This window comes from Pseudomonas meliae, from assembly GCF_001400515.1.
Taxonomy (GTDB): domain Bacteria; phylum Pseudomonadota; class Gammaproteobacteria; order Pseudomonadales; family Pseudomonadaceae; genus Aquipseudomonas; species Aquipseudomonas amygdali.
Map to the genome: position 1 here is coordinate 1 of NZ_LJQT01000486.1, position 3786 is coordinate 3786.

Sequence of the window (3786 nt, forward strand, 5' to 3'; positions counted from 1 at the left end):
TACTTCAGATCTTCCCTAGCCCTTCCCTTTGTCGTTCAGCGACCGCGTGACCGATGTGGATGGTGTTCCAGTAGATAATGATTGCGGTGAGCAGGTTGAGCCCAGCAATCCGGTAATGCTGCCCTTCGCTTGTGCGGTCACGTATTTCGCCCTGGCGGCCGATGCGCAACGCATTCTTGAGAGCATGGTGAGCCTCACCCTTGTTAAGGCCGATCTGGGCGCGCCGCTGCATGTCCGTGTCTAGAATCCACTCAATAATAAAGAGTGTTCGCTCCACACGGCCAACCTCACGCAGAGCAACCGCCAGATCGTTCTGGCGCGGGTAGGAGGCGAGCTTGCGGAGCAACTGACTGGGCTTGATCTTTCCGGCGGTCATGGTAGCGGCGCAGCGGAATAGGTCAGGCCAGTTAGCAACGATCAGTTCCTCTCGGATTTTACCGCCGACTAGCTTGCGCAAATCCTTCGGCGTCTCTGCCGGATTGAACACGTAAAGGCGCTTGGAGGGCAAATCGCGTATACGTAGAACGAGCTGATATCCGAGTATGCCGCTGGTCCCAAATAGGTGATCTGTAAAGCCGGCTGTATCGGCATATTGCTCTCCAACCTGCCGACCAGCCTCATTCATCATCAGGCCATCAAGTATGTATGGAGCCTCGCTGACTGTCGCGGGAATCATTTGTGACGCGAACAACGCGAAATGGTCATTGACGTGCGTGTAAGCCTTAAGGCCGGGTTCGTTTCCATATTTGGCGTTAACCATGTTCATGGCCTCTCCCTGCCGGGCTGAAGGAAAGAACTGACCATCGCTTGATGCGGTTGAACCAATACCCCAGAACCTGGACATCGGCAGCTTTGCCTGCGCAGCAACCACGGTCGCCAGAGCCCGGTCCATTGCTTCGCTCTCGACATGCCAACGGGCAAGGCGTGAGAGTTGCCAGTAATCATGCGTATTTGTGGCCTCCGCCATCTTACGCAGCCCAAGGTTCAGCCCTTCCGCGAGTAATACATTGAGTAGGCCGATCTGGTCATTGCATGGAACCCCTGTTCTTAAATGGGTAAAGGCTTCGGTAAACCCGAGCGCAGCATCAACCTCAAGCAAGATGTCGGTGATTCGAATGGGTGGCATCCGGCGATAAAGATCGAGTATCAGCTCCTCGGCGTTATCCGGAACATCAGCCGTCAGTCGGTCGATCCGTAACGTTCCGTCCTCGATGCTGCCATGAGGGATGGTGCCGTCACGCGCTGCGCGCGCAAGTCGCTTCAGTCCATCGGCGAGGCGTGCTTTTCGATCCGTCAGCCAAAAAGCTGCGGATCGAGGGGAACGGCCAGTCTAGTGTTTGTCTGTGCCGTGACCAATGGCACGAGTACCTGCTTGAGATCGCCATAGCGGCGTGAATGATCTAGCCAGATGTCACCGGATCGAAAGGCATCACGGAGGTGGAACATGACTGCCACTTCACGGAGACGGTTGTCACCTTGGTCTTGTGCTCGAAGATGCCGGTGCCATTTTGAATTTGGGCGTAAGAAGCTGTTCGCTACCGATGGTAACGCTTGCATTTGCCCGATGGCTTTCGCCGCCGCGATCAAAGGCTGAGCCACTGATGCAGCCTCGAGTTTCAGGCATCGCAACATACGCGGCGCATAGCGGCGGAAGCGATGATACCCTTGTCCGACATGAGCTAATGGATCGTCAGCAAGCGTATTGCTGAGCTGAGCGCCTGTAGCGACCAGTTGTTCTAGCTTACCCCATTGCGTCGATTTGGAGATCGCCATTTCCAACGGCATACCATCATTATGGGCTTCGAGCAAAGAAGCCCCCAGAGCGGTGAAGGCGCGCAGAGTATCAGTGACCGCTGCCTTGGAACCGCCTATTCGTTCATCGCCGTTTCGCGATGCCTGCGGACAATTTCAGTGACGGTGTTCTTGCTAATACCAAGATCTCGGGCAATCCATCTGTAACTGCGACCTGCTTCAATCGCTTCGATGACTTTGGGGTAAAGTTTGTCGGATTTCGGGCGCACGCCTACTTGCCGCCCGAGCTTACGCCCTCGGGCACGAGCAGCGGCGAGGCCTGACTTGACTCGTTCACTGATGAGATCGCGCTCGAACTCCGCGATGCCGGATAGAAACGTCGCCAGCATACGACCATGCGGTGACGACAGGTCGAACGCCATACCATTCATAGCAATGACAGACACCTTCCAGCCTTCCAGTTCTCGTAGCGTGTTGAGAAGATCGATCGTTGATCGGCCCCATCGAGACAATTCCGTCACCAGAATGACTTCGATATGTCTCGACTGGGCCAGCGCCATGATCTTACGTCGCTCACAAGCTTCGCACCTGATCCAGTTTCCTTAAAAATTGCGGTGACCTCAAAACCTGCACGATGGGCAAACGCTGTGAGGTCACGCTCCTGCCGTTCGCATGATTGGTCAGCCGTCGAAACACGGCAATAAATAGCGGCTCGTTGTCCCAATTGAACCCTCGTCGTTTTATGGTGCGGGAAGCCTTGATTTGCATGGGCTGAGTTTTGTACAAAACAGACTATACTTCAACAGGGACAGTAGTGATGCCGAGACGACACATTTTCACCGAGCGACAGCGCTCGGCACTGTTTGATCTGCCCACCGAAGGGCTAGATGTGCCACCCGAACTTCTGGCACACATCTCTCCGCTTGGTTGGGCTCACGTATTTCTGACTGGCGAATATCTCTGGCCCAACGGCGAAAAGCTTAGGGTGTCATTTCGCCCCCAGCCGGAACCGACCCCCTTAACTGACTTCTCTGTTCCATTGCTCCCCGGCCCCCTACACGGGGTAGAACAAGCAGTTGTGTTACCAGCCGCCATTTCGATCATGGCTGCCCAAGCCATCACTCTTTGAGCCGGTTAGCCAGTCGTTTCATCAGGTCCATACGTTCATGGAAAATGGCCACGATTAGAGCAGGTGCTCCCTCACGCGGCAGACAGAAAACGTAATGATGTTCGTACCGCCCCATCCGTAGAGCCGGAAAAAGCGCACTCATGTCTTTGAACACACCCCGGCCGGCGGCAAGGCTGGCAATACCCTGTTCCAACGTGGCGATGTAGCGGCGCACCTGTGCATCACCCCATTGTTTGCGGGTGTAGCGGACGATGCTGCTCAGGTCGGATTCCGCCGCCGTAGCGAGAACGTACCCGGTCAAGCTCGATCCTCGGTCAGTTCTTCATTGAGAATTTCGCTGATGCTCTTGGTAGACACCTTGCCAGCGAGGCCCTCATTGATGCGGGTGCCGAGCAGGGTTTTCAGTTCGTTCCATGCCTGATTGGCATCAGCATCGCCGGGAAACAGCTTTTCCAGCGCGTATTGTTTGATGGTCTTGCCCTGCAAGGCAGCCAGCGCTTTCAGGCTTTGGTGCTGCTGGTCTGTTATGTCGATGGTCAGTCGACTCATGGGGTAACCTCCAAAATTACACACTCCCACATTATTACATATGTGCTTATAGGGCAGGCAATTGTACATGAACCGCCATCTGGTAACACCAAGCCAGCATTGGTGTAAGTTGTCGTAAAACATATGATTTCCGATGCTGCCGCGCCAAGCGCGAAGATGGCACCTTTCCATGGGTAAAACGTGTACGTAAAACCATGTCGGGTAGACGAACCAGCCGAAAAACTAGCCTCAGACGTTTTCCGACGGAATTTTCGGCGGTTCCGGCTTACACCCCCATCTTCACCCCCGATCCCGATGCGGACTCCATCTCCTCGGACGTCGCCGACTTCAACGGCGTGCTGGTCAGCACCCAGATC

The 3786-nt window shown here is 55.1% G+C and carries 4 protein-coding genes and 2 pseudogenes; 1 reads left to right on the forward strand and 5 read right to left on the reverse strand.

Going from position 1 to position 3786, the window contains the following annotated elements; translation table 11 throughout:
* Positions 1-4: 4 nt before the first annotated feature.
* From ALO64_RS22635 to ALO64_RS22650, 5 genes and pseudogenes are all read right to left on the reverse strand, one after another.
* Positions 5-1899 (reverse strand): annotated as a pseudogene (locus ALO64_RS22635) (Tn3 family transposase); the annotation flags it as partial.
* Positions 1869-2312 (reverse strand): recombinase family protein, encoded by a 444-nt coding sequence (locus ALO64_RS22640; protein WP_268794419.1) that lies wholly within the window; start codon positions 2310-2312, stop codon positions 1869-1871. The gene ALO64_RS22640 and the pseudogene ALO64_RS22635, both read right to left, overlap by 31 nt.
* Positions 2270-2476: a recombinase family protein gene (locus tag ALO64_RS26575; RefSeq protein WP_268794418.1), complete on the reverse strand. Its 207-nt coding sequence runs from the start codon at positions 2474-2476 to the stop codon at positions 2270-2272. The genes ALO64_RS22640 and ALO64_RS26575 overlap by 43 nt, the downstream gene beginning before the upstream one ends.
* Before the next feature lie 394 nt (positions 2477-2870).
* Complete coding sequence (locus ALO64_RS22645) at positions 2871-3182, reverse strand: type II toxin-antitoxin system RelE/ParE family toxin (RefSeq protein ID WP_044345467.1); 312 nt, start codon at positions 3180-3182, stop codon at positions 2871-2873.
* A complete protein-coding gene (locus tag ALO64_RS22650) occupies positions 3179-3430 on the reverse strand; it encodes an antitoxin (RefSeq protein ID WP_044345466.1) in 252 nt (83 codons plus the stop codon). Before ALO64_RS22650 ends, ALO64_RS22645 begins: the two co-directional genes overlap by 4 nt.
* A 275-nt stretch (positions 3431-3705) precedes the next feature.
* Between ALO64_RS22650 and ALO64_RS24855 the strand changes: the two are divergent.
* A pseudogene (locus ALO64_RS24855) lies at positions 3706-3786 on the forward strand (RidA family protein); the annotation flags it as partial.

Coding starts and splice junctions, on each gene's coding strand:
- ALO64_RS22650 (WP_044345466.1), bottom strand. CDS start 3,430: ATGAGTCGACTGACCATCGACATAACAGACCAGCAGCACCAAAGCCTG.
- ALO64_RS22640 (WP_268794419.1), bottom strand. CDS start 2,312: ATGGCGCTGGCCCAGTCGAGACATATCGAAGTCATTCTGGTGACGGAA.